The sequence below is a fragment of the Kitasatospora herbaricolor genome (assembly GCF_030813695.1).
Lineage (GTDB): Bacteria > Actinomycetota > Actinomycetes > Streptomycetales > Streptomycetaceae > Kitasatospora > Kitasatospora herbaricolor.
Genome location: NZ_JAUSVA010000002.1, coordinates 7,626,159 through 7,652,780 on the forward strand (window position 1 = coordinate 7,626,159; position 26,622 = coordinate 7,652,780).

Consider the following 26,622-nt stretch of genomic DNA (forward strand, 5'->3'; position numbering starts at 1 on the left):
CCCGCCGGAACGACCGCCCGGCCTTCGCCCGGCTAGGACTCGGCGGCGGTGATCTGGGCCGCGAGCGCGGCGGGCATGGGTTCGTGCCGCAGGTGGGCCCGGGAGAACTCGGCGGTGCCGTGGGTGAGCGAACGCAGGTCCACGGGGTACCGGGCCAGTTCCAGTTCGGGGACCTCGGCGCGCAGCAGGGTCAGGCCGGGGCCGCCGATCTCGGTGCCCAGGACCCGGCCGCGGCGGGCGGAGAGGTCGCCGAGGACGGCGCCCAGGTAGTCGTCGGGCAGCAGGACGCTGACGGTGGCGACCGGTTCGAGCAGCCGGATCACCGCGTTCCCGGCGGCGTCGCGCAGGGCGAGGGCGGCGGCGCTCTGGAAGGCGGAGTCGGAGGAGTCCACCGAGTGGGCCTTGCCGTCGACCAGGGTGACCCGGACGTCGGTGAGCGGGTGCCCGGTGGTGACGCCCTTGGCGAGCTGCGCCCGGACGCCCTTCTCGACGGAGGGGATGAAGTGCTTGGGGACGCTGCCGCCGACCACCCGGTCCTGGAACTCGAAGCCGGAGCCGGTCGGCAGCGGTTCCACCTCCAGGTCGCAGATGGCGTACTGGCCGTGGCCGCCGGACTGCTTGACCAGGCGGCCGTGGCCGGCGGCGGCGGTGCCGAAGGTCTCGCGCAGGGCCACCCGGTGCGGGACGGTGTCGACGTGCACGCCGTGCCGGCCCCGCAGCCGGTCGAGGACGACCTCGGCGTGCGCCTCGCCGGTGCACCACAGGACCAGCTGGTGGGTGTCGGCGTTCTGCTCCAGCCGCAGCGCCGGGTCCTCGGCGGTGAGCCGGGTGAGGGCCTGGGAGAGCTTGTCGTCGTCGGCCTTGCTGTGCGCCTCGACGGCGATCGGCAGCAGCGGCTCGGCGAGCGGCCACGGGTCGAGCGGCGCGGCGTGGCCGGGGTCGTTCAGGGTGTCGCCGGCCCGGGCGGAGCCGAGCTTGGCGATGCAGACGAGGTCGCCGGGCAGGGCGTGCGGGACGGGATGGTGCTGTTTGCCGAACGGGCTGGTGAGGGTGGTGACGCGTTCCTCGGTGGGTTCGCGGCCGTCCGGGCCGGTGATCTCCACGTGGGTGTCGGGGCGCAGGGTGCCGGCGAGCATCCGGACCAGGCTGATCCGGCCGACGTAGGCGTCGCCGGTGATCCGGATCACCTGGGCGGCGAGGGGCGCGTCGGGGTCGCAGTCGGGGGCGGGCGGGCGGCGGTGGGTGGGGTCGGGGAAGGCGGTGGCGATGAGGTCGAGGAGCTCCGCGGCGCCCAGGCCGTTCTCGGTGGTGGCGAGCGCGGGGTGCAGGGCGCAGTCGAGCACCTCCCGGCGCAGCCCGTCGGCGAGCGCGTCGGCGTCCAGCTCCTCGCCGGCGAGGTAGCGCTCCATGAGGGTGTCGTCCTGGCCGGAGATGGCCTCGACCAGGCTCTCCCGGGCGGCGGCGCTCTCCGGGGTCGGGTCGGGGGCGGGGCCGTCGTCGCCGTAGCCGCGGCCGGTGAGCAGGTCCAGGGAGCCGGTGGGGCGGCCGTCGTGGTGCAGCGGGAGGTAGCGCGGGCGCAGGGTGTCGGGGCCAAGGCCGAAGGCGTCGTGGCAGGCGGTCAGGATCTCGTCGAAGCCGCTGCGGGCGATGTCGAACTTGGCGACGGCGACGGCCCGGGGGATGCCGGCGGCGGCGCACTCGCGCCACAGGGCGCGGGTGGGGGCGGTGACCGGGTCGGTGGCGGAGACCACGAAGACGGCGCCGTCGGCGGCGTGCAGGGCGGCGCGCAGTTCGGCGACGAAGTCGGGGTGGCCGGGCGGGTCCAGCAGGTTGATCTTGGTGTCCCGCCATTCCAGCGGGAGGACGGCGAGCTGCACCGAGCGCTGCTGCTTGTGCTCGATCTCCTCGTGGTCGGAGACGGTGTTGCCGTCGGGGACCCGGCCGGCCCGGGTGACGGCACCGGCGGTGAGGGCGAGGGACTCCGCGAGGGTGGTCTTGCCGGCACCGCTGCAGCCGATCAGGACGACGTTGCGCAGCTGCTGGGGGCGCTCCACCGGCGGGGCCTGCCCTGTTCGTACCGTGGCGCGGTCGGGCATCGGGGTTCTCCTCCCGTGGCGACGGACGGCTCCAAGTCTAGGTCCGGGACCGGGGCACCGGCTTGCGGTGGCGCCCGGCGATCACCCGGTGTGCGCGCGGATGTGCTTTGAGTAGTTGACAGTTGGGCCGAAAGCCTGCTTGCCGGTGCGGTGCGCGGGAGTGCGTGGCGGGCGTGGATACCATGGGTCAGCCGGGTGGGCTGATCCACTCGGCCGCCTGCCGCGGATCGCGGCCCTCGGCGGACACCGGTGAGATCGGAGCGGTCCGGAAGGCCATGCTCAACAAATACGCGCGTGCCTTCTTCACACGTGTCCTGACCCCGTTCGCCGCCTTTCTGATCCGCCTGGGCGTGAGCCCGGACGCCGTGACGCTGATCGGGACGGCCGGATCGGTCGCCGGCGCGCTGGTGTTCTTCCCCCGCGGGGAGTTCTTCTGGGGCACCATCACGATCACCCTGTTCATCTTCTCCGACCTGGTCGACGGGAACATGGCGCGCCAGCTGGGCCGTACCAGCAAGTGGGGCGCTTTCCTGGACTCGACGCTCGACCGGGTCGCGGACGCGGCGATCTTCGGCGGACTGGCCATGTGGTACGCGGGCAAGGGCGACAACAACCTGCTCTGCGCGGTGGCGATCTTCTGCCTGGCGAGCGGCCTGGTGGTCTCCTACACCAAGGCCCGGGCGGAGAGCCAGGGCCTGCCCTGTGACGTCTCGGGGCTGGTGGAACGGGCCGAGCGGCTGGTGATCAGCCTGGTCGCGGCCGGGGTCGCGGGCCTGCACACCTTCGGGGTCCCGTACGTCGAGTGGCTGCTGCCGTTCGCGCTCTGGGTGGTGGCCGCGGGGAGCCTGGTGACGGTGTTCCAGCGGATGCTGACCGTGCGCCGGGAGGCGTTCGAGGCGGACCGCCTGGAGGCGGGGAGTCGGGGGACGGCGTGAAGGACCGGATGGTCTACTCGGCGTACGCGCTGGGCTGGGCGGCACTGAAGCATCTGCCCGAGCGGGCGGCCGAAGGGCTGTTCGACCAGATCGCGGACGCGGCCTGGCGCAAGCGGGGAAAGCGGGTGCTGCAACTGGAGGCCAACCTGCTGCGGGTGCGCCCGGACGCGGACGAGGCCCGGCTGCGGGAGCTCTCCCGGGCCGGCATGCGCTCCTACCTGCGGTACTGGATGGAGTCGTTCCGGCTGCCGGTCTGGAGCCGGGAGCGGATCGCCCGGAGCGTGGCCGTGGAGGGCCTGGAGCACCTCACCGGGGCGATGGAGTCCGGGCGCGGGTCGGTGATAGCGCTGCCGCACATGGGCAACTGGGACCTGGCCGGCGCCTGGGTCGCCTCGCACGAGGGGTACCCCTTCACCACCGTCGCCGAGCGGCTGGAGCCGGAGCGGCTGTTCGAGCGCTTCGTGGCGTACCGGGAGAGCCTCGGCATGGAGGTGCTGCCGCTGACCGGCAGCGACGTGTCGGTGGTCGGCACGCTGGCCCGGCGCCTGCGGGCCGGCAAGCTGGTCTGCCTGGTCGGCGACCGGGACCTCTCGGAGGCCGGCGTGGAGGTGACCTTCTTCGGGGAGGCCACCCGGATGCCGGCCGGCCCGGCCGCGCTGTGCCTGCGCACGGGGGCCGCGCTGCTGCCGGTGACGCTCTGGTACGACGGCCCGGTGATGCGGGCCCGGATCCACCCCGAGGTGCTGCCGCCGGCCGGCGACGACCCGAAGGCGCGCACCGCGGCGATGGTCCAGTCGATGGCCGACGTGTGGGCCGAGGGCATCCGCGAGCACCCCGAGGACTGGCACATGCTGCAGCGGCTGTGGCTGGCTGACCTGCGGGTCCGCGAGCCGGCCGCCGCCGAGCCGGCCGCGCCGGTGCCCGCACCCGGTACCGAGCCGGCCGCCGAGCCGGCCGGGCCCTGAAGCAGCGTGAGAGGAACCTGGTGAAGATCGGCATCGTCTGCCCGTACGACTGGGACGTCCCCGGTGGCGTGCAGTTCCACATCCGGGACCTCGCCGAGCACCTGATCGCGCTGGGCCACCAGGTCTCGGTGCTGGCGCCGGCCGAGGACGACGAGGCGCTGCCCCCGTACGTGGTCTCGGCCGGGCGCGCGGTGGCCGTGCCGTACAACGGCTCGGTGGCCCGGCTCAGCTTCGGCATCCTGTCGGCGGCCCGGGTGCGGCGCTGGCTGAACGACGGGCGCTTCGACATCCTGCACGTGCACGAGCCGGCCTCGCCGAGCCTGTCGATGCTGGCGGCCTGGTCGGCGACGGGCCCGATGGTGGGGACCTTCCACACCTCCAACCCGCGCTCGCGGGCGATGATCGCGGCCTCGCCGATCCTGCAGCCCGGCCTGGAGAAGATGCGGGCCCGGATCGCGGTCAGCGAGTACGCCCGGCGCACCCTGGTCGAGCACCTGGGCGGCGACGCGGTGGTCATCCCCAACGGCGTCGACGTCGGCTTCTTCGCCGAGGCCGAGCCGGACGACCGCTGGACGGGCGGCGCGGCGGACGGCGAACCGGGCACGATCGGCTTCATCGGCCGGATCAACGAGCCGCGCAAGGGTCTGCCGACCCTGCTGGCGGCCCTGCCGAAGATCCTGGCGCAGCGCCCCGGGGTGCGGCTGCTGGTGGCGGGCAAGGGCGACGAGGAGGAGGCCGTGGCCGGCCTGGCTCCCGAGGTCCGCGCCCAGGTGGAGTTCCTCGGCATGGTCAGCGACCGGGAGAAGGCCCGGCTGCTGCGCAGCGTCGACCTGTACGTGGCGCCGAACACCGGCGGCGAGAGCTTCGGGATCATCCTGGTGGAGGCGATGTCGGCGGGTGCGCCGGTGCTGGCCAGCGACCTGGACGCGTTCAAGCAGGTGCTGGACGGCGGTGACGCGGGGGAGCTGTTCCCGGTCGAGGACGCCGACGCGCTGGCGGTCGCGGCGCTGCGGCTGCTGGGCGACCCGGGCCGGCTGGAGGAACTGCGCAAGGCGGCCTCGCGGCACGTCCGGCGCTTCGACTGGTCGACGGTCGGCGCGGACATCCTGGCGGTGTACGAGACGGTCACCGACGGTGCGCCCGCGGCGGTGCGGGTGGAGGACGAGCGGACGGGCTGGCGCGGCCGGCTGGGGCTGGCCCGGGACTGAGCGCGCCTGGCGGGCCTGACCCGGCGGCGGTGGCGGGCCCCGGCGGCCCGGGCCCCGGTCCGCTCCGGCCCACGCGCTGGTTAGGGTGTCCCGGGGGCCCGCCAGGACGGCGGGCGCCGTCACCGACGCCCGTCCGAGCCCGGAGGCCCAGATGCCGCAGATCTCCGTCGACTACTCCGCGAACCTGGCGGACGCCTTCGACCGCCGGGCCCTCGGCCTGGCCCTGAACCAGCTCGCCGTGAAGTTCCTCACCGTCGCCCCGGACGGGTGCAAGACGCGCTTCCGCCGGGCCGATGAGACCGTCGTGGTGGGGGAGCGGGCGGAGGGCCAGGACCTGGTCCTGGTGGACTTCCAGATCTTCCCCGGGCGCACCCCGGAGGCGAAGGCGGGGCTCACCGAGGCCGTGCTCGCGCTGCTGGCCGAGCACCTGCCGGCGGCGCCGGGCCGGCGCCTGCACACCGCGGTGAAGGTGGTCGACATGGACAGCGACAGCTACCGGGGCACCACGCTCGACGGCTGACCGGCGGGCACCCGGTAGCGTTGCGCCCCGTGACTACCTGGATCTGGGCGGCCGTGGCCGTGGTGTTGTGCGGGATGTACCTGAGTTGGACGGCCGGGCGCCTCGACCGGCTGCACGCCCGGATCGACGCGGCCCGCGCGGCGCTGGACGCCCAGTTGGTCCGGCGGGCCTCGGTGACGCTGGAGCTGGCGACCTCGGGCCTGCTGGACCCGGCGGCCTCGCTGCTGCTCTACGAGGCCTCGCACTCGGCCCGGCAGTCCGAGGACGAGCACCGCGAGGTGGCGGAGAGCGAGCTGAGCCTGGCGCTGCGCGCGGTGTTCGCCGAGCCGGAGCAGCTCGCGGTGCTGGTCGCGGCCCCCGGCGGTGAAGAAGCTGTGAAGGATCTGACGGCCGCCGTCCGCCGCGTGCCGATGGCCAGGCGGTTCCACAACGACGCCGTCCGGGCCGCCCGCGCGGTGCGCGAGCACCGGCTGGTGCGCTACTTCCGCCTTGCGGGGAAGGCGCCGTTCCCGATGGCCTTCGAGATGGACGACGCCCCTCCGCTCGCGCTGACCCCCGAGGGAGCCCCGGCCTAGGGGCCCGCGGGGCCCGCCTGGCTTCGGCCTGTTTGTCGTATCCCGGAAGCCCGCATGGACTTGGTGGCGCATGGGGCCGAGCCCATGTCCGCCTAACATAAGGCGATAGCACTTTCATCTTCGAGTGAGGTCTCACGTGTCCACCACCCCCATCACCGCAGACCAGCCGCAGATCGGTACCGCCCGGGTCAAGCGCGGCATGGCCGAGCAGCTCAAGGGCGGTGTGATCATGGACGTGGTCAACGCCGAGCAGGCGAAGATCGCTGAAGACGCCGGCGCCGTGGCCGTCATGGCCCTGGAGCGGGTCCCCGCCGACATCCGCAAGGACGGCGGCGTGGCCCGGATGTCCGACCCGGACATGATCGACGGCATCATCAACGCCGTGTCCATCCCGGTGATGGCCAAGTCCCGGATCGGCCACTTCGTCGAGGCCCAGGTCCTGCAGGCGCTCGGCGTGGACTACATCGACGAGTCCGAGGTGCTGACCCCGGCCGACGAGGTCAACCACTCCGACAAGTGGGCGTTCACCACCCCCTTCGTCTGTGGCGCCACCAACCTGGGCGAGGCGCTGCGCCGCATCGCCGAGGGTGCGGCCATGATCCGCTCCAAGGGCGAGGCCGGTACCGGCAACGTGGTCGAGGCCGTCCGCCACATGCGCCAGATCCGCGCCGACATCAAGCGCCTCACCACCCTCGACGAGACCGAGCTCTTCGTCGCCGCCAAGAACCTCCAGGCGCCGTACGAGCTGGTCAAGGAGGTCGCGCAGCTGGGCAAGCTCCCGGTCGTGCTGTTCTCCGCCGGTGGCGTGGCCACCCCGGCCGACGCGGCCCTGATGATGCAGCTCGGCGCCGAGGGCGTCTTCGTCGGCTCGGGCATCTTCAAGTCCGGCGACCCGGCCAAGCGCGCCGCCGCCGTCGTGAAGGCCACCACCTTCTTCGACGACCCGAAGGTCATCGCGGACGTCTCGCGCGGCCTGGGCGAGGCCATGGTCGGCATCAACTGCGACACCCTCCCCGAGGCCGAGCGGTACGCCAACCGCGGCTGGTAGTCCCTGCCCGACGGCCCGCCGCGCGGATTCACGGAGCGCGGCGGGCCGTCGTGCGTCGTCCGTACGAGAATTCTGAAGAGGTAGCAACCGTGTCGAGCCGTACTCCAGTCATCGGCGTCCTGGCCCTGCAGGGCGACGTCCGCGAGCACCTGATCGCGCTTGCCGAGGCCGACGCGCTGGCGCGCCCGGTGCGCCGCCCCGAGGAGCTCGCCGAGGTCGACGCGCTGGTGATCCCCGGTGGCGAGTCCACCACCATGTCCAAGCTGGCGCTCGCCTTCGGGATGATGGCGCCGCTGCGCGAGCGGGTCGCCGCCGGGATGCCGGTCTACGGCTCCTGCGCCGGCATGATCATGCTCGCCGACAAGATCCTCGACGGCCGGGACGACCAGGAGACGGTCGGCGGCATCGACATGACGGTGCGGCGCAACGCCTTCGGCCGCCAGAACGAGTCCTTCGAGTCCGCGATCGAGTTCAAGGGCATCGAGGGCCAGGGCCCGGCCGGCGAGGCCGTGCACGGCGTCTTCATCCGCGCCCCCTGGGTCGAGGCCGTGGGCGCGGGCGTCGAGGTGCTGGCCGAGCTGTCGGCGGCGGACGGTCCGGAGAGCCGGATCGTGGCGGTCCGTCAGGGCAACCTGCTGGCAACCTCGTTCCACCCCGAGCTGACCGGCGACCACCGGGTGCACGAGTACTTCGTGCGGATGGTCGAAGCCGCCGCGCGCTGAACCGGTGCCCCCGCCGCACTGCGGCACCGGTAAGATCTCTCCTGTTCATTTCCCTTTTGGCGACGTAAAGGAGCTGGCGATGTCCGGCCACTCTAAGTGGGCTACCACCAAGCACAAGAAGGCCGTGATCGACGCCAAGCGCGGCAAGCTCTTCGCCAAGATGATCAAGAACATCGAGGTGGCGGCGCGCACCGGCGGCAGCGACCCGGCGGGCAACCCGACGCTGTACGACGCCATCCAGAAGGCGAAGAAGAGCTCGGTCCCGATCGACAACATCAACCGCGCCGTCAAGCGCGGCGACGGTGCCGAGGCCGGCGGGGCCGACTACTCGACCATCATGTACGAGGGCTACGGTCCCAACGGCGTCGCGGTGCTCATCGAGTGCCTCACCGACAACCGCAACCGAGCCGCCTCCGACGTCCGCGTCGCGATGACCCGCAACGGCGGCAACATGGCCGACCCGGGCTCGGTGTCGTACATGTTCACCCGCAAGGGCGTCGTCATCGTCCCCAAGGCCGACGGCGTGGACGAGGACAAGGTCTTCGAGGTCGTCCTGGAGGCCGGCGCCGAGGAGGTCAACGACCTCGGTGACACCTACGAGGTGATCAGCGCGGCCACCGACATGGTCGCGGTCCGCACCGCGCTGGTGGACGCCGGGATCGACTACGACTCGGCCGACGCCAACTTCGTGCCCAGCGTGCAGGTCGAGCTGGACGCCGACGGCGCCCGCAAGATTTTCAAGCTGATCGACGCGCTGGAGGACAGCGACGACGTGCAGAACGTCTTCGCCAACTTCGACATCCCGGACGCCGTGGGCGCCGAGCTCGACGCCGAGTAGGGCCGAAGGCCCCGCATCACTGCGCCCGGTGGTCCGTGGGACCACCGGGCGCAGTGCGTCCCGGCCGGCCCCGGGTGTGTTCGGCCGGTTCGTTGTCAGCGGTGCCCGATACCCTTCGGGTGGTCTTGGAGAGGCGGGCGCGACGTGCGGGTACTGGGAGTGGACCCCGGGCTGACCAGGTGCGGGGTCGGCGTGGTCGACGGCGCGCCGGGCCGCCCGCTGAAGATGGCCGGCGTCGGGGTGGTGCGCACCCCGGCCGACGCCGAGATCGGGCCCCGGTTGCTGCTCGTCGAGCAGGGCATAGAGGCCTGGCTGGAGGAGTACCGGCCGGACATGGTCGCTGTCGAGCGGGTCTTCGCCCAGCACAACGTCCGGACGGTGATGGGCACCGCCCAGGCCAGCGCCGTCGCCATGCTCTGCGCGACCAGGCGCGGCATCCCGGTCACCCTGCACACCCCCAGCGAGGTCAAGGCGGCCGTCACCGGCTCCGGCCGCGCCGACAAGGCCCAGGTCACCGCCATGGTCACCCGCCTGCTGCGGCTGGACGCCCCGCCCAAGCCCGCCGACGCCGCCGACGCCCTGGCGCTCGCCATCTGCCACATCTGGCGCGGCGCCGCCGCCGGCCGGATCGCCGCCGCGGTGGCCAAGGCCCCGCCCGCGCGGTCCGCCGCCGCCGTCGTCCGGGCCGACGCCCGCCCCGCCGTCCGACAGGAGCACCGCCCGTGATCGCGTTCGTCCAGGGCCAGGTCGCGGCCCTCTCCACGGGCACCGCCGTGGTCGAGGTCGGCGGGGTCGGCCTCGCCCTCCAGTGCACCCCCACCACGCTCGCCGCGCTGCGGCTCGGCGAGCCGGCCCGGCTCTCCACCTCGCTCGTGGTCCGTGAGGACTCCCTCACCCTCTACGGCTTCGCCGACGAGGACGAGCGCGCCACCTTCGAACTGCTGCAGAACGCCAGCGGCGTCGGCCCCCGGCTGGCCCAGGCCATGCTCGGCGTGCACAGCCCTGACGCGCTGCGCCTGGCGGTGGCCACCGGGGACGAGAAGGCGCTGATGGCGGTGCCCGGGATCGGCAAGCGCGGCGCGCAGAAGCTGCTCCTGGAGTACAAGGACAAGCTCGGGGCCCCGCACGGCAGCGTCCCGGCGCAGAAGCCGCTCGCGGCCGGCCCGGCGCCGTGGAGCGAGCAGCTGCAGGCCGCCCTGGTCGGCCTCGGCTACGCTCCGCGGGAGGCCGAGGACGCGGTGGCGGCCGTCACCCCGGAGGCCGAGGCGCAGTCCTCGCCGGACATCGGCGCCCTGCTCAAGGCCGCGCTGCGGACCTTGAACCGGACCAGGTGAACCCGTCCGCCGACCGTTCCCGGGCCGCCGGCCCGGTCGACGTGTCGACCTTTCCGGTCGGGCCGCCCGACCGGTGACCTGACCGCCCGACCGCCCGACCGCAGGCCGAGCACCGCCCGACCGCCCGACCCGCTGATCCACCGACCCGCTGATCCGCCGACCCGCCGAGACTGGAGCCCGCCCCGATGACCCCGTACGACTCCGAACCGGCGGACCGGCTGGTGACCGCCGCCGCCGCCGACGGCGAGGACCAGGCGGTCGAGGCGGCGCTGCGCCCCAAGCTGCTGGACGAGTTCATCGGGCAGGAGCGGGTCCGCGAGCAGCTCTCGCTGGTCCTGCAGGCCGCCCGCCAGCGCGGCGCCGCACCGGACCACGTCCTGCTCAGCGGCCCGCCCGGGCTGGGCAAGACCACCCTGTCGATGATCATCGCGGCCGAGCTGAACGCCCCGATCCGGATCACCTCGGGCCCGGCCATCCAGCACGCCGGCGACCTCGCGGCCATCCTGTCCTCGCTCACCGAGGGCGAGGTGCTCTTCCTCGACGAGATCCACCGGATGTCCCGGCCGGCCGAGGAGATGCTCTACATGGCGATGGAGGACTACCGGGTCGACGTGATCGTCGGCAAGGGCCCGGGCGCCACCGCCATCCCGCTGGAACTGCCGCCCTTCACCCTGGTCGGCGCCACCACCAGGGCCGGGCTGCTGCCGCCCCCGCTGCGCGACCGCTTCGGCTTCACCGGCCACATGGAGTTCTACGCCCCCGCCGAGCTGGAGCGGGTGGTGCACCGCTCGGCCGCGCTGCTGGACGTGGAGATCGACCCGGCCGGCGCCGCCGAGATCGCCGGCCGCTCCCGGGGCACGCCCCGGATCGCCAACCGGCTGCTGCGCCGGGTCCGGGACTACGCCCAGGTCAAGCACGACGGCGTGGTCGACCGGGCGATCGCCGCGCAGGCCCTGCAGGTCTACGAGGTGGACGCCCGTGGGCTGGACCGGCTGGACCGCGCGGTGCTGGGCGCCCTGCTCCGGCTGTTCGGCGGCGGACCGGTCGGTTTGTCGACACTCGCGGTCGCGGTGGGTGAGGAGGCCGAGACGGTCGAGGAGGTCGCCGAGCCGTTCCTGGTCCGCGAGGGACTGCTGGCCCGCACCCCTCGCGGCCGGATCGCCACCCCCGCGGCCTGGCAGCACCTCGGGCTCACCCCACCGGTCCAGACCGGTCCTTCCCGGGCGGCGTCCGGCCAGGGCCCGCGCGGGCCGGTGCCCGCGCAGTCCGACCTGTTCGGGGCCGTGGAGGAAGCCTGAGGAATCTGTGCATGCGGAGGGTCGCCACTTTCGGCGGCAGGATGCGATGCTTGGCGTTGTCCGATCAGTTCGGGTCGCCTAGACTCCGCCGGACCGCCCCTCTCACCTGACGGGCCGACCATCACCACAGGCCGCCGGGCGGCGGCCCGTAAAGGACCCTGGCTGCAGTGAACCTCATCATCCTTCTCCTCCCGATTATCGCGATCGTCCTGATGTTCCGGTCGCAGAAGAAGCGCCAGCAGCAGCAGCAGTCGATGCAGACCTCGCTGGAGCCGGGAGCCGGAGTGCGCACCATCGGCGGCCTGTACGCCCAGGTGAAGGCGGTCAACGACGAGACCGTCGAGCTGGAGATCGCGCCCGGCGTGGTCAGCCACTTCACCAAGGGCGCGATCGCCGCGGTGCTGGACCCGCAGGAGTACGACGCGATCATCAACGGCCGCCCGCTCGAGGACGAGCTCGCCGAGCTGGCCGAGTCCGTCGAGGCGGACGAGGCCGGGTCGGCCGAGGAGGGCGACAAGCCGCTCTCGCTCTCGAAGGACGGCGCGGACAAGGGCGACGCCGACGGCGGGGCTCCCGCGAGCAAGTAGTACGGTCGGGCTCATCCGGCCGCCGCGGCACTCCGCCGCGCGCCCACAGGACCTCAGGGCCTTCGCTCGTCACGTCTTCCCCCCGTCCCGCCCCACGCCGGACGGGGGCCCGGCGGGCGCTGGCATGGACAGGGAGAAACGAGCAAGGTGGCAACACCCAAGTCGCGTCCGCGCGACGGTTACCCGGGACGGGCCCTGGCCCTCATCCTGGTGGTCACCGTCGGACTGGTCGCCCTCATGTTCGGGACGGGCAACACCAAGCCCCGCCTCGGGATCGACCTCGCCGGCGGCACCAGCATCACGCTGACCGCCGAGTCGGACGACCCCAAGGCGATCAACAAGTCCAACATGAACATCGCTGTCGCGATCATCCAGAAGCGTGTCAACGCGATGGGTGTCTCCGAGGCCGAGGTGCAGACCGAGGGCGACAAGAACATTGTCGTCAACATCCCCAAGGGTGGGGACAAGGAGTCTGCGGCCGACCAGGTCGGCACGACTGCGAAGCTCTTCTTCCGCCCGGTCCTGGCCTACGCCCCCAGCGGCGTGCAGGCCCAGGCGCCGACCGCGAGCCCGAGCGCCTCGGCCTCCGGCAGCGCGGCCCCGGCGCCCACCGCGAGCGCGACGGCCACCGGCGGCTCCACCGCCGCCCCGACGCCCTCCGCGAGCGGCACCAAGGCCGGCCGCGCCCTCGGTGAGGCCCTGACCGCCGACGCCGCGTCGCCGTCCCCGACGGCCACCGCGCCGGCCGCCTCCCCGGCCGCGAGCGCCCCGGCCGCGAGCGCCCCGGCCGCGGCGCCCAGCGCCGCCGCCACCGCGCCGTCCGCCGCCGACCTCTCCGCCGCGCTGACCCAGGGCACCGTCCCGGCCGACCTGCAGGCGCAGTTCGCGGCCCTGGACTGCTCGGTCGACGCGCAGCGCAAGGACTACCAGACGGCCGACCTCACCAAGCCGACGGTCGCCTGCAGCTCCGACAAGGAGCAGGGCTACTACAACAAGTTCGCCCTCGGCCCCGTCCAGGTGAACGGCTCGGACATCTCCAAGGCCCAGGCCACCATCGACACCCAGAACGCCGCCGGCTGGCAGGTCCAGCTGCAGTTCAACGACAACGGGTCGAAGGCCTTCGCGACCACCACCGGCCAGCTCGCCACCCAGGCCCCGCCGGCCAACCAGTTCGCGGTCGTCCTGGACGGCGGCGTGGTCTCCCACCCGCAGGTCCGCGAGTCGATCCCGGGCGGCTCCGCCGTCATCTCCGGCAGCTTCACCCAGGACGAGGCCCAGGGCCTCGCCAACGTCCTGAACTTCGGCGCCCTGCCGCTCAGCTTCGCGCAGAGCGACGTGGTCACCGTCTCGCCGCAGCTCGGCGGGGACCAGCTGAAGGCGGGCCTGATCGCCGGCCTGATCGGCATGATCCTGGTGATCCTCTACTCGCTGGTCTACTACCGCGGCCTCGGCCTGGTCTCGATCGCCGGTCTGCTGGTCTCGGCCGCGCTGACCTACTCGATCATGAGCCTGCTGGGCGCCGGGATCGGCTTCGCGCTGAACCTCCCGGCGGTCTGCGGAGCGATCGTCGCGATCGGCATCACCGCGGACTCCTTCATCGTGTACTTCGAGCGCATCCGCGACGAGGTCCGCGAGGGCGCGCCGCTGCGCCCGGCCGTCCAGCGGGCCTGGCCGCGGGCCCGGCGCACCATCCTGGTGTCCGACTTCGTCTCCTTCCTCTGCGCCGCGGTGCTCTACCTGGTCTCGGTCGGCAAGGTGCAGGGCTTCGCCTTCACCCTCGGCCTGACCACCGCCCTCGACGTCGTGGTGATCTTCCTCTTCACCAAGCCGCTGATCACGCTGCTCGCCCGGAAGAAGTTCTTCTCGGACGGCCACCCGTGGTCCGGCCTGGACCCGAAGCGCCTGGGCGCCCGCCCGCCGATCCGCGGCACCCGTCGCCGGAACTCCGCTCCCGCCGCCACGAAGGAGGCCTGACGCAATGTCACGCTTCTCCAATCTGGGCCACCGGCTCTACCAGGGCGAGGTCAGCTTCGACTTCGTCGGGCGCCGCAAGCTCTGGTACAGCATCTCCGGCGTCATCGTGCTGGTCGCGGCCATCGGTCTGGCCATGGGCCTGCACCTGGGCATCGAGTTCAAGGGCGGCTCGGTCTACACCGTCCAGAAGTCCGGCCTGACCGTCTCCCAGGCGCAGACCGCCGTCAACGACGTGACCCACGGCACCACCGCACTGGTGCAGTCCACGGACAACGGCAAGGTCCGGATCCAGATCAGCTCCGAGGTCGAGCAGTCCCCGGACAGCATCCGCAGCGGTCTCGCCAAGGAGCTGAGCGTTCCGGTCGCCGAGATCGACAGCCAGGTGATCGGCCCCAGCTGGGGTGAGCAGATCTCCCACAAGGCGCTGCTCGGCCTGGTCATCTTCATGGTCCTGGTGACGGTCTACATGGCCATCGCCTTCGAGTGGCGGATGGCGGTGGCCGCCCTGGTCGCCCTCATCCACGACCTCCTGATCACCATCGGCGTCTACGCCCTGGTGGGCTTCGAGGTCACCCCCGGTACGGTGATCGGCTTCCTGACCATCCTCGGTTACTCGCTCTACGACACGGTCGTCGTCTTCGACACCGTGAAGGAGAACACCAAGGGGCTCACCAAGCAGAGCAAGCTCACCTACAGCGAGGCGGCCAACGCGGGCCTCAACCAGACCCTGGTGCGGTCCATCAACACCACCGTGGTCGCCCTGCTGCCGGTCGCCGCGCTGCTCTTCATCGGCGGCGGCCTGCTGGGCGCCGGCACCCTGAACGACATCTCGCTCGCGCTCTTCATCGGCCTCGCCGCCGGTGCCTACTCCTCGATCTGCGTCGCCACCCCGCTGCTCGCGCAGCTCAAGGAGGAGCAGCCCGAGATGAAGGCGCTGGCCAAGCGGGTCGCGCAGCGGCGCGCCTCGGAGGCCAAGGCCGCCGCCGAGGCGGCCGGCGAGGGCACCCCCGAGGGCGAGGAGTTCGCCGACGAGGACCTGCCGGCCGGTATGGTCGGTCAGCGTGGCCAGGCACCCGGGCGCTCCCGCGCCAAGGGCCGCCCGACCGGCAAGCGCTGACCCCTCCCCGTCGTAAGGACTGCTCGTGACCTCCCCCGCCACCGACCTCGCCGGCCTGCTGAGCAGCAGGATCCGCGATGTTCCGGACTACCCGAAGCCCGGCGTGCTGTTCAAGGACATCGCGCCGCTGCTCGCCGACGCCGAGGCCTTCGCGGCCCTCACCCGGGCGCTGGCGGAGCGGGCCACGGCGCTCGGGGCGACCAAGGTGGTGGGCCTGGAGGCGCGCGGCTTCGTGCTGGCGGCCCCGGCGGCCTTCGCGGCCGGGCTCGGCTTCGTGCCGATCCGCAAGAAGGGCAAGCTGCCCGGCGAGGTGCACGCGCAGTCCTACGACCTGGAGTACGGCTCGGCGACGCTGGAGGTCCAGTGCGACGCCTTCACCCCGGGTGAGCGGGTGCTGGTGGTCGACGACGTACTGGCGACCGGTGGCACCATCGGGGCCTCGCTGGACCTCGTCCGGCGGGCCGGTGCCGAGCTCGCCGGTGTGGTCGTCCTGATGGAGCTGGGCTTCCTGGACGGCCGGGAGCGCCTGGCGGCGCACCTCGACGGCGCTCCGCTGGAGACGCTGGTCGTGGTCTGAGAGTCACCTGCGTCAGCAGTCGAGGGCGGTGGTCGCGGTCGCGGCCACCGCCCTCGGCGCGTGCCGGGGCCGACACGTGCGGGGGCGCGGCGGAACACCGGCCCGCCAGGCTCGGTACCATGAAGATTCACCCTTGCCGCTCGTGCGAGGGGTCGGCCCCCGCGCCCCGAGGAGTGTCCTTGCCCGACGAGGTTGTGCCCACGGCCGCACCGGCCGCCCCCGAGAACGAGCCCGCGCCCGCGGGGGCCGCCCCGGCACGCCCGGCCGCACCCTCGCCTCGACCGGTGGCGCCGGCCGCCCGCCCGACCTCGGCGAGCGGCATGCGGGCCCGGCTGGCCCGGCTCGGCGGCCAGCGCAGCACGGTGCTCAACCCGGTGCTGGAGCCGCTCTTCCGCAGCATCCGGGCCAACGACCCGAAGGCCGACCCGGCCCTGCTGCGGGACATCGAGCGGGCCTACGCGGTGGCCGAGAAGTGGCACCGCGGGCAGAAGCGCAAGAGCGGCGACCCGTACATCACCCACCCGCTGGCCGTCTCCACCATCCTGGCCGAGCTGGGCATGGACGCCGCGACGCTGATGGCCGGGCTGCTGCACGACACCGTCGAGGACACCGACTACGGCCTGGAGACCCTGCGCAAGGACTTCGGCGACTCGGTGGCCCTGCTGGTCGACGGCGTCACCAAGCTCGACCGGGTGAAGTTCGGCGAGGCCGCGCAGGCCGAGACGGTCCGCAAGATGGTCGTGGCGATGGCCAAGGACCCGCGGGTCCTGGTGATCAAGCTCGCCGACCGGCTGCACAACATGCGCACCATGCGCTACCTCAAGCGGGAGAAGCAGGAGGCGAAGGCCCGCGAGACGCTGGAGATCTACGCCCCGCTGGCGCACCGCCTGGGCATGAACACCATCAAGTGGGAGCTGGAGGACCTCGCCTTCGCGATCCTCTACCCCAAGATGTACGACGAGATCGTGCGGCTGGTCGCCGAGCGCGCCCCCAAGCGGGACGAGTACCTGGCCACCGTCATCGACCAGGTGCAGGGCGACCTGCGCGGCGCGCGGATCACCGCCTCCGTCACCGGCCGGCCGAAGCACTACTACTCGGTCTACCAGAAGATGATCGTGCGGGGCCGCGACTTCGCCGAGATCTACGACCTGGTGGGCATCCGGGTCCTGGTCGACACCGTCCGCGACTGCTACGCGGCGCTGGGCACCATCCACGCGCGGTGGAACCCGGTGCCGGGGCGGTTCAAGGACTACATCGCGATGCCCAAGTTCAACATGTACCAGTCGCTGCACACCACGGTGATCGGCCCCGGCGGCAAGCCCGTCGAGCTGCAGATCCGGACCTTCGACATGCACCGGCGGGCCGAGTACGGCATCGCGGCGCACTGGAAGTACAAGCAGCGCGCGGTGGCCGGCGCCTCCAAGGTGCGCACCGACACGCCCTCGCAGACCCGCAAGGACGACAAGGCCGGCGCCGTCAACGAGATGGCCTGGCTGCGTCAGCTGCTGGACTGGCAGAAGGAGACCGAGGACCCGAGCGAGTTCCTGGAGTCGCTGCGCTTCGACCTCTCCAACAACGAGGTCTTCGTCTTCACCCCCAAGGGCGACGTGATAGCGCTGCCCGCGCAGGCCACGCCGGTGGACTTCGCCTTCGCGGTGCACACCGAGGTCGGGTACCGCTGCATAGGGGCCCGGGTCAACGGCCGGCTGGTGCCGCTGGAGTCCACCCTGGAGAACGGTGACACCGTCGAGGTGTTCACCTCCAAGGCGGAGAACGCCGGACCCTCCCGGGACTGGCTGGGCTTCGTCAAGTCCCCGCGCGCCCGCAACAAGATCAAGGCCTGGTTCTCCAAGGAGCGCCGCGAGGAGGCGATCGAGCAGGGCAAGGAGGCCATCGCCCGCGCGATGCGCAAGCAGGGGCTGCCGATCCAGCGGATCCTCACCGGGGACTCGCTGGTCACGCTGGCGCACGAGATGCGCTACCCCGACATCTCCTCGCTGTACGCGGCGATCGGCGAGGGCCACGTCTCGGCCCAGAACATCGTCCAGAAGCTGGTGCAGGCGCTCGGCGGCGAGGAGGGCGCCACCGAGGACCTCGCCGAGACGGCCACCCCGACGCACGACGGCGGCCGCACCATGCGGCGCCGGGCCAAGGGCGACCCGGGCATCATCGTGAAGGGCGTGGAGGACCTCTGGGTCAAGCTCGCGCGCTGCTGCACCCCGGTGCCCGGCGACCCGATCGTCGGCTTCGTGACCCGGGGCAACGGCGTCTCGGTGCACCGCGCGGACTGCGTCAACGTGGAGTCGCTGAGCCAGCAGCCCGAGCGGATGATCGAGGTCGAGTGGGCGGCCACCCAGTCCTCGGTGTTCCTGGTCGCCATCCAGGTCGAGGCGCTGGACCGCTCGCGGCTGCTCTCGGACGTCACCCGGGTGCTGTCCGACCAGCACGTCAACATCCTGTCGGCGGCGGTGCAGACCTCCCGCGACCGGGTGGCGATGAGCCGCTTCACCTTCGAGATGGGTGACCCCAAGCACCTGGGGCACGTGCTGAAGGCCGTCCGCGGCGTCGAGGGCGTCTACGACGTCTACCGGGTCACCTCGGCCCGCAACAAGTAGGCGGCGACGCAGGAGGGGCCCCACCGCCGCGGCGGTGGGGCCCCTCCTGCGCGGAGCGCGGCGGATCAGCCGCTGAACTCCTCCAGGCTCTTCTGGGCCTGGTCGAGCAGCGTCTGCAGGCCCGCCAGCTCGCCCTCCAGCTTGGCCACCCGGGAGGCGTTGCCGGCCGCGCGGGCCTTCTCCAGGTCGGCGTTCAGCTTGTCGGCCTTGCCCTGGAGCAGACCGGCCATGCCGGCCGCGCGGGCCTTGGCCTCCGGGTTGGAGCGCTGCCACTCGGCGTCCTCGGCCTCGCGGATCGCCCGCTCGACCGCGCCCAGACGGCCGTCCAGCTTCGGGCGGGCGTCGCGCGGGACGTGGCCGATGGCCTCCCAGCGCTCGCTGATGTCGCGCAGCGCCGCCTTGGCCGCCTTGAGGTCACCGATCGGCAGCAGCGTCTCCGCCTCGGTCGCGAGGACCTCCTTGAGCTTCTGGTTCTCGACCTGCTCGGCGTCGCGCTCGCTGAACACGGCGGAGCGGGCCTGGAAGAAGACGTCCTGCGCGCCGCGGAACCGCGCCCACAGCTCGTCCTCGATGTCGCGCTGGGCGCGGCCGGCGGCCTTCCAGCGGGTCATCAGGTCGCGGTACTTGGCCGCGGTGTCGCCCCACTCGGTCGAGCCGGAGAGCGCCTCGGCCTCGGCGACCAGCTTCTCCTTGGCCGCGCGGGCGTGGTCACGCTCGGCGTCCAGGGTCGCGAAGTGCGCCTTGCGGTGCTTGGAGAAGACCGACCGGGCGTGCGAGAAGCGGTGCCACAGCTCGTCGTCGCTCTTGCGGTCCAGGCGCGGCAGCGCCTTCCAGGTGTCCACCAGGGCGCGCAGCCGGTCGCCGGCCTCCCGCCACTGGGTGGACTCGGCGAGCTGCTCGGCCTCGGCGACCAGCTTGTCCTTGGCGGCGCGGGTCTCGTCCTGTGCCTTGGCACGGGCGGCCTTGCGCTCCTCACGGCGGGTCTCGATGTCGGCACCCAGCGCGTCCAGGCGCTTGGCCAGCGCGTCCAGGTCACCCACCGCGTGCGCCTCGACGACCTGGGCACGCAGGTGCTCCAGGGCCGCCTGGGCGTCCTTGGCCGCAAGGTCGGTGGTCCGTACCCGCTTCTCCAGCAGGCCGATCTCCACGGCGATGCCCTGGTACTTGCGCTCGAAGTAGGCGAGGGCCTCCTCGGGGGAGCCGGCCTGCCAGGAGCCGACGACGCGTTCGCCGTCCGCCGTCCTGACATAGACGGTCCCCTGCTCGTCGACACGGCCCCACGGGTCGCTGCTCATAGCGCGTCCTCCACATGACGTCGCGCCCGCGCCGGGGCGGCACGCGTCCGTCGTCCACAGTTGATGTGCGGCGGACCGATGAGTCCGCCGTCCCGTCCGTCGTGTACTGATGCCGAGGGTGACGGCCGACGGGTCTGGGCACCCTATACAACGCCAACATAGGCGACCGGGGCGGGTGCTGTCCGCATACCCGGCCGGGCGATTTCGTCCACGCGCCGCGCGGCGGTCCCCGCAGGGTACCGGCCGCGCGGCACGCAATGGATCAACCCTTCGCGGTGACCACCGAGTTGAGGGTGACGTCGGCCATCGGCGCGCCGTCCGAGCCACCGTCCAGGGTGCCCGCCGCGGCGATCTTCTGGAGGGTGTCCAGGCCGCCGGTGATCTTGCCGAACGGGGTGTAGTTCGGCGGCAGCTGGGTGTCCTTGTAGACCAGGAAGAACTGGCTGCCGTTGGTCCCCGCGCCGGCGTTGGCCATCGCCACGGTGCCCGCCGGGTAGGTGGCGCCGGTCAGGTTCTCGTCGGCGAACTTGTAGCCCGGGCCGCCGGATCCGCTGCCGGTCGGGTCGCCGCACTGCAGCACGAAGATGCCGTCGGTGGTGAGCCGGTGGCACTTCACGTGGTCGAAGTACTGCTCCCCGGAGAGGAACGCGAAGGAGTTGACGGTGTGCGGCGCCTTGGCGGCGTCCAGCGCGATCGTCACCTTGCCGCAGTTGGTGTCCAGGGTCGCGGTGTACGCGGCCTTGGTGTCGACCGTCAGGGCCGGCTCGGCCGTCCACTGCTTGCCGCCCGGCTTGCCGTCCGCCGGGGCGGCGCAGCCCTCGACGGGCTTGCGGGTCGGCGCGGCCGTCGGGTCGGCGACGGTCGGGGTGGGGGCGGCCTGGGCCGTCTTGTCCTTCTTGTCGCCCGAGTCGAACGCCCCGCCGATCACGGCGCCGCCGCCGGCGAGCACGACGACCGCGAGCGCGGCGCCGACGACGGTGTTGCGACGACGGGCCTTCTTCTGGGCCTCGGCCCGGCGCTCGGCCTGACGCTCGTACTTCTCGCGGGCGAGCTGCCGCCGCCGCTGTTCGCTGGTGACCACCGGCCGTGTCTCCTACATATGCGCTGTGGGCCCCCCGCCCACTGGCGGACGAGGAGGGACTCTGGGTTGCTGTGGCTGAGGGTGCCGCCTGCGGATCATCGCACCCATTGGCGGCCAAGTGTAGGGACCTCGCGTGTAAGACGGAGGTGAGGCGCCGCCGCCCGCCCCGTCGGCGCGGCCCGGGTGGTCCGTGGACGAGCCGGGGCGGCGGCGCCTATCTGGTTCGCAACCGGTGCCGCGGCGCCGGTAGGCTGCATGGAGACTTGTACAGAAGCGCCATCCGACCGACGGCCGACCACAGAGGACTCGCGTGTTCATCGCCGGATTCCCCGCGGGAGCCTGGGGCACCAACTGCTACCTGGTCGCGCCCGCTCCCGGTGAGGAGTGCGTGATCGTCGACCCGGGCCACGAGGCCACCCAGGGCGTCGAGGACCTCATCCGCGAGCACCGGCTGAAGCCGGTCGCGGTCGTCCTCACCCACGGGCACATCGACCACGTCGCCTCCGTGGTCCCGGTCTGCGGCGCCCGCGGCGTCCCGGCCTGGATCCACCCCGAGGACCGCTACATGCTGGCGGACCCGGAGCGGGCGCTCGGCCGTTCGCTCGGACAGCAGCTGATGGGCTCCATCACCGTCGGCGAGCCCGACGACGTCCGCGAGCTCAAGGACGGCAGCGTCCTCGACCTGGCCGGGCTGCAGCTCACCGTCGACCACGCCCCGGGCCTTACCAAGGGGTCGGTGACCTTCAGGACGCCGGCGGCAGCGGACCTCCCTCCGGTGCTGTTCTCGGGCGACCTGCTCTTCGCCGGCTCCATCGGGCGCACGGACCTCCCGGGCGGCGACGGCGACGCGATCATGCGCTCGCTGGCCCGGGTCTGCCTGCCCCTCGACGACGCCACCGTGGTCCTCTCCGGCCACGGCACCCAGACCACCATCGGCCGCGAGCGCGCCACCAACCCCTACCTCCAGCAGGCAGCCGGTGCGCAGGGCGCGCCCGGCTTCCCGCGACGAGGAATGTGACGGAAGAGAAGTTGAGCACCTTCACCGCCCCCAAGGGCACCTACGACCTGCTGCCGCCGAGCTCCGCGACCTACCTGGCGATCCGCGAGCGCCTCTCCGCGCCGCTGCGCCGGGCCGGCTACGGCTACATCGAGACCCCGGTCTTCGAGGACGTCAAGCTCTTCTCCCGCGGTGTCGGCGAGTCCACCGACATCGTCAACAAGGAGATGTACACCCTCACCACCAAGGGCGGCGACGAGCTCGCGCTGCGCCCCGAGGGCACCGCCTCCGTCGTCCGGGCGGCCCTCCAGGCCAACCTGCACAAGCTCGGCAACCTGCCGGTCAAGCTCTGGTACTCCGGCTCCTTCTACCGCTACGAGCGGGCCCAGAAGGGCCGCTACCGCCAGTTCGCCCAGATCGGCGCCGAGGCGATCGGCACCGAGGACCCGGCGCTCGACGCCGAGGTGATCATCCTCGCCGACGACGCCTTCCGCTCGCTCGGCCTGCGCGACTACTCGCTGCTGCTCAACAGCCTCGGCGACAAGCAGTGCCGCCCGGTCTACCGCGCCGCCCTGGTCGAGTTCCTGGACGGCCTGGACCTCGACGAGGACACCCGCCGCCGGGCCGGCATCAACCCGCTGCGCGTGCTGGACGACAAGCGCGAGAGCGTGCAGGCCCAGCTGACCGACGCGCCCAAGCTGCGCGACTTCCTCTGCGAGGACTGCAAGGCCTACGACGAGCAGGTCCGCGAGCTGCTCACCGCCGCCGGCGTCGCCTTCGTGGACGACCCCAAGCTGGTCCGCGGCCTGGACTACTACACCCGCACCACCTTCGAGTTCGTGCACAACGGCCTCGGCGCCCAGTCCGCGATCGGCGGCGGCGGCCGCTACGACGGCCTCTCCGAGATGCTCGGCGGCCCCGCGCTGCCGTCCGTCGGCTGGGGCCTCGGCGTGGACCGCACCTTCCTGGCGATGGAGGCCGAGGGCATCGTCCTCGACCTGCCCGCCACCACCTCCGTCTACGCCGTCGCGCTCGGCGAGGAGGCCAAGAACGTCCTGTTCGCCAAGGTCGTCGAGCTGCGCCGGGCCGGCGTCGCCACCGACCTGGCGTTCGGCGTCAAGGGCATCAAGAACGCCATGAAGTCCGCCGACCGCTCCGGCGCCCGCTTCGCACTGATCGCGGGCGACCGCGACCTCGCCGAAGGCGTCGTCCAGCTCAAGGACATGACCACCGGCGAGCAGAACCCCGTCGCCCTGGACGCACTCGTCACCACCCTGAAGGAGAAGCAGCAGTGATCCGCACGCACGACGCGGGCACGCTCCGCGCGGAGCACGCCGGCACCACCATCACCCTGGCCGGCTGGGTCGCCCGCCGCCGCGACCACGGCGGCGTCGCCTTCATCGACCTGCGCGACGCCTCCGGCACCGTGCAGATCGTGGTGCGCGACCTGGACTCCGTGCACGGCCTGCGCGCCGAGTACTGCGTCAAGGTCACCGGCGACGTCCGGATCCGCCCCGAGGGCAACGAGAACACCGAGATCGCGACCGGCGCCGTCGAGGTCGTCGTCAGCGAGATCGAGGTGCTCTCCGAGGCCGCCCCGCTGCCCTTCCCGGTCGCCGAGTACGAGCCGGGCACGGTCAACGAGGAGGTCCGCCTCCGGTACCGCTACCTGGACCTGCGCCGCGAGGGCCCGGCCCGCGCGCTGCGCCTGCGCTCCAAGGTCAACCACGTCATCCGCACGGTGATGGAGGAGAACGGCTTCCTCGACATCGAGACGCCGTACCTCACCCGCTCCACCCCCGAGGGCGCCCGCGACTTCCTCGTCCCGGTCCGCCTGCAGCCGGGGCACTGGTACGCCCTGCCGCAGTCGCCGCAGCTGTTCAAGCAGCTGCTGATGGTGGCCGGGATGGAGAAGTACTACCAGATCGCCCGCTGCTTCCGGGACGAGGACTTCCGCGCCGACCGGCAGCCGGAGTTCACCCAGCTGGACATCGAGGCCTCCTTCGTCGACCAGGAGGACATCCTGGCCCTGGGCGAGAAGACCGTCGCCGCCATCTGGCGCGAGGTGCACGGGTACGAGATCCCGAACCCGCTGCCCCGGATGACCTACGCGGACGCCATGAACCGCTACGGCTCCGACAAGCCGGACGTCCGCTTCGGCCAGGAACTCACCGACCTCACCGAGTACTTCAAGGGCACCGAGTTCCGGGTCTTCCAGGCCCCGTACGTCGGCGCGGTCGTCATGCCCGGCGGCGCCTCGCAGCCGCGCAAGCAGCTCGACGCCTGGCAGGACTGGGCCAAGGCGCGCGGCGCCCGCGGTCTCGCGTACGTCGTCATCGACGCCGAGACCGGCGAGCTGCGCGGCCCGGTCGCCAAGAACCTCAGCGAGGAGCACCTGGCCGGCCTCGCCGCCGCCGCCGGGGCGAAGAACGGTGACGCGATCTTCTTCGCGGCCGGCAGGAAGACCGCCTCGCAGGAGCTGCTCGGCGCGGCCCGCCTGGAGATCGGCCGCCGCTGCGACCTGATCGACGAGTCGCAGTGGGCCTTCCTCTGGGTGGTCGACTTCCCGATGTTCGAGCCGATCGAGGACGACAAGGGGCAGTTCCAGGGCTGGCACGCCGTCCACCACCCCTTCACCGCGCCGACCGCCGAGTCGCTCGCCACCTTCGACACCGACCCGGGCAGCGCGCTCTCCAACGCGTACGACCTGGTGCTCAACGGCTCGGAGCTGGGCGGCGGTTCGATCCGTATCCACCAGCGCGACGTGCAGAAGCGGGCGTTCGACGCGATCGGCCTCTCCGAGGAGGAGGCGCAGTCGCAGTTCGGCTTCCTGCTCGACGCCTTCAACTACGGCCCGCCGCCGCACGGCGGGGTCGCCTTCGGCCTGGACCGCATCGTCACGCTGCTGGGCGGGTACGACACCATCCGGGACGTCATCGCGTTCCCGAAGACGTCCACCGGCGGTGACCCGCTGACCGGTGCCCCCACGGCGATCACCCCGGCGCAGCGCCGCGAGGCGGGCGTCGACGCGCAGCCCAAGGTTCGTGAGGAAGCGAAGCCCAAGGGCGAGACCGAGCAGCAGGCCTGACGCCCGGTCTGGTATACCTTCACGGCCCCGGAACGGACGCGGACGACGCGTCCGGGCCGGGGCCGGTCCACAATGGCGTGCGACACCGAAGGAGCGGGGAATGACCCTGCGTACGAGAGTTGAGACCCCTGAGGACGCCCCGGCCACCCGGCGGGTCCACATGGCGGCCTTCCCCGGGCCGGACGAGGCGGACCTCGTCGACGCGCTGCGCCGCGACCCGGCCTGGCTGCCCGAACTGTCCCTGGTGGCGGTCGACAAGGGCGGACTCGTGATCGGCCACGCACTGCTGACCCGGCTCCGGGTCGGCGACGGGGACGGCCTGGCGCTCGCCCCGGTCGCGGTGGCGCCCGAGTGGCAGCGCAAGGGCGTCGGCGAGCTGGTGGTGCGGGCCGCGCTGACCGCCGCCGACGAGGCGGGGGAGCGGGTGGTGGTGGTGCTGGGCGACCCCGACTACTACGGCCGGTTCGGGTTCGCCCCGGCCGTCGAGCACGATCTGACCGGCCCGTTCGAGGTGCCGGACAGCTACTTCCAGGCACTCACCCTCTCCGCGTACGACGGCGGCCCGCGCGGGCTCTGTCGCTACCCGGAGCCCTTCGACTCGGTCTGAGGCCCGGCGGCGGCCGGGCCGCCGATCTCCACCGTCGCGCGGCAGCTGCGGATGAAGGCGGTCATCGCCGGCGTGCACGGCCGCTCCCGGGGCCAGTACAGCCCGACCTGCCCCGGGCCGAGCCCCCGGACCGGCCGGTACACCACGCCGGGCCGGGTGCTCAGCCGGCTGATGGTCTCCGGCGCGATGCCGATGCCCTGGCCGCAGGCCACCGCCGCCAGCCACTCGTCCGCGTTGTGCGCGACCGCCCCGATCCGGGCCGGCCGCCCGCCGCGCTCCTGCGCCCCCAGCCAGTACTCCCGCCAGTGGCCGGCCTCGGCGGGCATCGCCACGAACGGCTCCTCCAGCAGCTCGGCGAAGTCGATCAGGGTCTCGCCGGCCAGCCGGTGGCCGGCCGCCAGGGCGATGCACCGCCGGTCCGTCCCCAGCAGGCTGGTGGCGTAGCGCTCGGCCATCCACGGCGGCGCGTGCCACAGCGCGAGGTCCACCTCGCCGGCGGTGAGCCCGGCGGCCGGGTCGAACCAGCTGTTCTGCCGTATCTCGACCTGCCAGCCCGGCATCCTGGTGGTGAAGTCCGTCACGGTCTGCCGGCCGATCAGGTTGATCGTGCCGCCCTCGAAGCCCACCCGGAGCGTGGCCCCGCCCTGTGCCGCCGCGTCCCGGGTGGCCCGCAGCGCGTCGTCCCAGGAGCCGAGCAGCTCGCCCGCGTGCGCGGCCAGCGCGTTGCCGGCGGCCGTCGGGGTCATCCCGGCCCGCGAACGCCGGAACAGCTCAGCGCCGACCCGCTCCTCCAACTGCCGGATCTGCTTGGTGAGCGCCGGCTGGGACACCCGCAGCCGGGCCGCGGCCGCGGTGAGCTGCCCCTCTTCGCAGACCACGGCGAAGGAGCGCAGCAGGCGGGTGTCGATGTCCATGCCGCCAGGTTATGGAACGAGGAATTGGACCCGTCGGGCGGGTCTGGGCCAGAGTTGGCCAGCCGGACGGGGGACGGCGGCCAGGGGGGATCCGGGCCGCCTGCCGGCTGCCCGGCGCGCCGTGGGGGGCTTGCACCGGGCGAACGGGGGCGGTGGCGTTGGGAGTCGGACGGGGGGCCGGTTTCCAACGCCCGGTCCGCCCCGCCCCCACCCCCACCGGGCCCGAGGCCC

The 26,622-nt window shown here is 72.7% G+C and carries 24 protein-coding genes; 20 read left to right on the top strand and 4 right to left on the bottom strand.

Annotated elements, in window-relative coordinates; all coding sequences use genetic code 11:
- Positions 1–32: 32 nt before the first annotated feature.
- Complete coding sequence (locus J2S46_RS33140) at positions 33–2,096, bottom strand: elongation factor G-like protein EF-G2 (RefSeq protein ID WP_191288178.1); 2,064 nt, start codon at positions 2,094–2,096, stop codon at positions 33–35.
- 275 nt (positions 2,097–2,371) lie between these two features.
- Between J2S46_RS33140 and pgsA the strand changes: the two genes are divergently transcribed.
- From pgsA to J2S46_RS33220, 16 genes are all read left to right on the top strand, one after another.
- Positions 2,372–3,031, top strand: coding sequence for a phosphatidylinositol phosphate synthase (pgsA, locus tag J2S46_RS33145; RefSeq protein WP_073921817.1), 660 nt, complete (start codon positions 2,372–2,374; stop codon positions 3,029–3,031).
- Between the two features lie 8 nt (positions 3,032–3,039).
- The gene (locus J2S46_RS33150) at positions 3,040–3,996 is read left to right on the top strand and encodes a phosphatidylinositol mannoside acyltransferase (protein ID WP_191288330.1); all 957 of its coding nucleotides are present in this window, start codon (positions 3,040–3,042) and stop codon (positions 3,994–3,996) included.
- Between the two features lie 20 nt (positions 3,997–4,016).
- A complete protein-coding gene (locus J2S46_RS33155) occupies positions 4,017–5,204 on the top strand; it encodes a glycosyltransferase family 4 protein (protein WP_191288179.1) in 1,188 nt (395 codons plus the stop codon).
- A gap of 151 nt (positions 5,205–5,355) precedes the next feature.
- The gene (locus J2S46_RS33160) at positions 5,356–5,724 is read left to right on the top strand and encodes a 5-carboxymethyl-2-hydroxymuconate Delta-isomerase (RefSeq protein WP_191288180.1); all 369 of its coding nucleotides are present in this window, start codon (positions 5,356–5,358) and stop codon (positions 5,722–5,724) included.
- Between the two features lie 74 nt (positions 5,725–5,798).
- Positions 5,799–6,299, top strand: a complete 501-nt coding sequence (locus tag J2S46_RS33165; protein ID WP_073921496.1) for a hypothetical protein — start codon at positions 5,799–5,801, stop codon at positions 6,297–6,299.
- Between the two features lie 136 nt (positions 6,300–6,435).
- Complete coding sequence (gene pdxS, locus J2S46_RS33170) at positions 6,436–7,347, top strand: pyridoxal 5'-phosphate synthase lyase subunit PdxS (RefSeq protein WP_073921495.1); 912 nt, start codon at positions 6,436–6,438, stop codon at positions 7,345–7,347.
- An 89-nt stretch (positions 7,348–7,436) separates the two neighbouring features.
- The gene (gene pdxT / locus J2S46_RS33175; protein ID WP_191288181.1) at positions 7,437–8,069 is read left to right on the top strand and encodes a pyridoxal 5'-phosphate synthase glutaminase subunit PdxT; all 633 of its coding nucleotides are present in this window, start codon (positions 7,437–7,439) and stop codon (positions 8,067–8,069) included.
- A gap of 79 nt (positions 8,070–8,148) precedes the next feature.
- A complete protein-coding gene (locus tag J2S46_RS33180; RefSeq protein WP_191288182.1) occupies positions 8,149–8,907 on the top strand; it encodes a YebC/PmpR family DNA-binding transcriptional regulator in 759 nt (252 codons plus the stop codon).
- A 144-nt stretch (positions 8,908–9,051) separates the two neighbouring features.
- Positions 9,052–9,633 carry a crossover junction endodeoxyribonuclease RuvC gene (gene ruvC / locus J2S46_RS33185; protein WP_191288183.1) on the top strand — a complete coding sequence of 194 codons (582 nt, stop codon included), beginning with the start codon at positions 9,052–9,054 and terminating at the stop codon, positions 9,631–9,633.
- Positions 9,630–10,241: a Holliday junction branch migration protein RuvA gene (ruvA, locus tag J2S46_RS33190; RefSeq protein WP_191288184.1), complete on the top strand. Its 612-nt coding sequence runs from the start codon at positions 9,630–9,632 to the stop codon at positions 10,239–10,241. The genes ruvC and ruvA overlap by 4 nt, the downstream gene beginning before the upstream one ends.
- 185 nt (positions 10,242–10,426) lie before the next feature.
- Positions 10,427–11,539, top strand: coding sequence for a Holliday junction branch migration DNA helicase RuvB (ruvB, locus tag J2S46_RS33195; protein ID WP_229912088.1), 1,113 nt, complete (start codon positions 10,427–10,429; stop codon positions 11,537–11,539).
- Between the two features lie 167 nt (positions 11,540–11,706).
- On the top strand, positions 11,707–12,126 hold the full coding sequence (gene yajC / locus J2S46_RS33200; RefSeq protein ID WP_190212479.1) for a preprotein translocase subunit YajC: 420 nt from the start codon (positions 11,707–11,709) through the stop codon (positions 12,124–12,126).
- A gap of 147 nt (positions 12,127–12,273) precedes the next feature.
- Complete coding sequence (gene secD / locus J2S46_RS33205; protein WP_370882272.1) at positions 12,274–14,100, top strand: protein translocase subunit SecD; 1,827 nt, start codon at positions 12,274–12,276, stop codon at positions 14,098–14,100.
- A gap of 4 nt (positions 14,101–14,104) precedes the next feature.
- Entirely contained in the window at positions 14,105–15,217 is a 1,113-nt protein-coding gene (secF, locus tag J2S46_RS33210) for a protein translocase subunit SecF (RefSeq protein WP_191288185.1), read from the top strand.
- A gap of 25 nt (positions 15,218–15,242) precedes the next feature.
- On the top strand, positions 15,243–15,794 hold the full coding sequence (locus tag J2S46_RS33215) for an adenine phosphoribosyltransferase (RefSeq protein WP_191288186.1): 552 nt from the start codon (positions 15,243–15,245) through the stop codon (positions 15,792–15,794).
- 119 nt (positions 15,795–15,913) lie between these two features.
- Positions 15,914–18,409, top strand: a complete 2,496-nt coding sequence (locus tag J2S46_RS33220) for a RelA/SpoT family protein (RefSeq protein ID WP_370882273.1) — start codon at positions 15,914–15,916, stop codon at positions 18,407–18,409.
- 65 nt (positions 18,410–18,474) lie between these two features.
- Here the strand turns inward: J2S46_RS33220 and J2S46_RS33225 are convergent, their stop codons facing one another.
- Complete coding sequence (locus J2S46_RS33225; RefSeq protein WP_191288188.1) at positions 18,475–19,704, bottom strand: DUF349 domain-containing protein; 1,230 nt, start codon at positions 19,702–19,704, stop codon at positions 18,475–18,477.
- A 262-nt stretch (positions 19,705–19,966) separates the two neighbouring features.
- Positions 19,967–20,785: a peptidylprolyl isomerase gene (locus J2S46_RS33230; protein ID WP_191288189.1), complete on the bottom strand. Its 819-nt coding sequence runs from the start codon at positions 20,783–20,785 to the stop codon at positions 19,967–19,969.
- A 310-nt stretch (positions 20,786–21,095) separates the two neighbouring features.
- Here J2S46_RS33230 and J2S46_RS33235 point away from each other — a divergent pair, with 310 nt between their 5' ends.
- From J2S46_RS33235 to J2S46_RS33250, 4 genes are all read left to right on the top strand, one after another.
- A complete protein-coding gene (locus tag J2S46_RS33235; protein ID WP_191288190.1) occupies positions 21,096–21,803 on the top strand; it encodes an MBL fold metallo-hydrolase in 708 nt (235 codons plus the stop codon).
- 11 nt (positions 21,804–21,814) lie between these two features.
- Positions 21,815–23,077 carry a histidine--tRNA ligase gene (hisS, locus tag J2S46_RS33240; protein ID WP_190212473.1) on the top strand — a complete coding sequence of 421 codons (1,263 nt, stop codon included), beginning with the start codon at positions 21,815–21,817 and terminating at the stop codon, positions 23,075–23,077.
- On the top strand, positions 23,074–24,870 hold the full coding sequence (gene aspS / locus J2S46_RS33245; protein WP_191288191.1) for an aspartate--tRNA ligase: 1,797 nt from the start codon (positions 23,074–23,076) through the stop codon (positions 24,868–24,870). The genes hisS and aspS overlap by 4 nt, the downstream gene beginning before the upstream one ends.
- Before the next feature lie 100 nt (positions 24,871–24,970).
- Positions 24,971–25,477, top strand: a complete 507-nt coding sequence (locus tag J2S46_RS33250; protein WP_073921480.1) for a GNAT family N-acetyltransferase — start codon at positions 24,971–24,973, stop codon at positions 25,475–25,477.
- Here J2S46_RS33250 and J2S46_RS33255 read toward each other — a convergent pair.
- The gene (locus J2S46_RS33255) at positions 25,450–26,391 is read right to left on the bottom strand and encodes a LysR family transcriptional regulator (RefSeq protein WP_191288192.1); all 942 of its coding nucleotides are present in this window, start codon (positions 26,389–26,391) and stop codon (positions 25,450–25,452) included. The genes J2S46_RS33250 and J2S46_RS33255 overlap by 28 nt on opposite strands.
- Positions 26,392–26,622: the final 231 nt, after the last annotated feature.

Coding starts and splice junctions, on each gene's coding strand:
- J2S46_RS33140 (WP_191288178.1), bottom strand. CDS start 2,096: ATGCCCGACCGCGCCACGGTACGAACAGGGCAGGCCCCGCCGGTGGAG.
- pgsA (WP_073921817.1), top strand. CDS start 2,372: ATGCTCAACAAATACGCGCGTGCCTTCTTCACACGTGTCCTGACCCCG.
- J2S46_RS33150 (WP_191288330.1), top strand. CDS start 3,040: ATGGTCTACTCGGCGTACGCGCTGGGCTGGGCGGCACTGAAGCATCTG.
- J2S46_RS33160 (WP_191288180.1), top strand. CDS start 5,356: ATGCCGCAGATCTCCGTCGACTACTCCGCGAACCTGGCGGACGCCTTC.
- J2S46_RS33165 (WP_073921496.1), top strand. CDS start 5,799: ATGTACCTGAGTTGGACGGCCGGGCGCCTCGACCGGCTGCACGCCCGG.
- J2S46_RS33180 (WP_191288182.1), top strand. CDS start 8,149: ATGTCCGGCCACTCTAAGTGGGCTACCACCAAGCACAAGAAGGCCGTG.
- ruvB (WP_229912088.1), top strand. CDS start 10,427: ATGACCCCGTACGACTCCGAACCGGCGGACCGGCTGGTGACCGCCGCC.
- secF (WP_191288185.1), top strand. CDS start 14,105: ATGTCACGCTTCTCCAATCTGGGCCACCGGCTCTACCAGGGCGAGGTC.
- J2S46_RS33220 (WP_370882273.1), top strand. CDS start 15,914: ATGAAGATTCACCCTTGCCGCTCGTGCGAGGGGTCGGCCCCCGCGCCC.
- J2S46_RS33225 (WP_191288188.1), bottom strand. CDS start 19,704: ATGAGCAGCGACCCGTGGGGCCGTGTCGACGAGCAGGGGACCGTCTAT.
- J2S46_RS33250 (WP_073921480.1), top strand. CDS start 24,971: ATGACCCTGCGTACGAGAGTTGAGACCCCTGAGGACGCCCCGGCCACC.
- J2S46_RS33255 (WP_191288192.1), bottom strand. CDS start 26,391: ATGGACATCGACACCCGCCTGCTGCGCTCCTTCGCCGTGGTCTGCGAA.